Here is a 940-nt window from a genome sequence, read left to right as displayed (position 1 = left end):
CGCCCGCAGCGCCGCCTCGTCTCGGCCCGACACCAGCAGCGGGATCGGGAGCGATGACGCTTCAGCTGTATCTGTGCCGCGAGTCGTAGCGCGTACCGGCGCTTCCTCGATCACCACATGCGCATTGGTGCCGCTGATGCCGAACGCGGACACGCCGGCACGGCGCACATGCGAGGCCTCGCGCGGCCAGGCCCGCGCCTGCTGCAGCAGCGACAGCCCGCTGCCCTCCCATTCGATCTGGTGGCTCGGTTGCTCCGCATGCAGCGTCTTCGGCAAGACCTCGTGCCGCAGCGCCAGCACCATCTTCATCACGCCCAAAACGCCGGCGGCGGCCTGGGTGTGGCCGAGGTTCGACTTCGACGAGCCCAGCCACAACGGACGATCCTCGCGCCGGGTCGGTCCGAACACCGCGGCCAAGGCGCCGGCTTCGATCGGGTCGCCAAGATTGGTGCCGGTGCCGTGCGCTTCGACCACATCGATCTCGTCGGGGCTGACCCCGCTCGTCGACAGCGCCGCGCGGATCACGCGCTGCTGGCTCGGACCGTTCGGCGCCGTCAGGCCCTGGCTGCGGCCGTCCTGGTTCACCGCGGAGCCGCGGATCAGCGCCAGAATCTCGTCGCCATCCCGCTCCGCATCCGACCGCCGCTTCAACACCAGCACGCCGCAGCCTTCGCTCCAGCCGGCGCCATTGGCATCCGCCGAGAACGCCTTGCAGCGCCCATCCGGCGCCATGCCGTTGTCGGGTCCCAGCGCCACAAACGTCGAGGGCGTCGACATCACGGTCACGCCGCCCGCCAGCGCCAGGTCGCACTCACCCTGACGCAGTGCCGTGCAGGCCAGGTGCAGCGCGGTCAGCGACGACGAGCATGCCGTGTCGACCGTCATCGCCGGCCCCTCGAGGCCCAGCACATAGGACACACGCCCCGCCAGCACGCTCGAC

At 70.6% G+C, this 940-nt stretch carries 1 protein-coding gene; it reads right to left on the bottom strand.

The genetic code is table 11. The features are described from left to right. The coding region (locus tag K3F49_RS39025) for a beta-ketoacyl synthase N-terminal-like domain-containing protein (RefSeq protein ID WP_234686156.1) at positions 1 to 940 on the bottom strand (940 nt) is incomplete at both ends.

It is taken from the genome of Bradyrhizobium monzae (assembly GCF_021458635.1).
Classification (GTDB): domain Bacteria; phylum Pseudomonadota; class Alphaproteobacteria; order Rhizobiales; family Xanthobacteraceae; genus Bradyrhizobium.
The sequence above is the reverse complement of the archived record's forward strand: the minus strand, read 5'-3'. Positions and strand labels throughout refer to the sequence as shown.